At 36.3% G+C, this 278-nt stretch carries 1 protein-coding gene; it reads right to left on the bottom strand.

The window, feature by feature from the left end:
* Positions 1-43: 43 nt before the first annotated feature.
* Positions 44-278 (bottom strand): DUF1731 domain-containing protein (locus AAEY62_RS22160; RefSeq protein ID WP_350636559.1); only part of this gene is annotated, 235 nt, incomplete at its 5' end.

The following is a 278-nucleotide window of genomic DNA, read 5'->3' as shown; positions in this document are numbered from 1 at the left end:
ATTTATAACTAAATAAGTATTTATAAATGCTGAATGACTGTGCTTATACTAAACTCTCTAATGCCGAATCAATATCAGAAAAATGAAATCGGTAGTTATGCTCTAATGCTTTTTGGGGGAAAACATATTGTCCGGTAATGAGCAGATCAGCCATTTCGCCCATTAACAGCTTTAACACAAGCGCTGGCATAGGAATTAGAGCTGGTCGAGATAACGCCTTACCTAAACTTTTGCTAAATACTTTACTACTTACAGGGTTTGGTGCCGTTGCATTAATA

Origin of the sequence: Pseudoalteromonas sp. GW168-MNA-CIBAN-0100, assembly GCF_040309225.1 — a bacterium.
GTDB lineage: Bacteria > Pseudomonadota > Gammaproteobacteria > Enterobacterales > Alteromonadaceae > Pseudoalteromonas > Pseudoalteromonas arctica.
The sequence above is the reverse complement of the archived record's forward strand: the minus strand, read 5'-3'. Positions and strand labels throughout refer to the sequence as shown.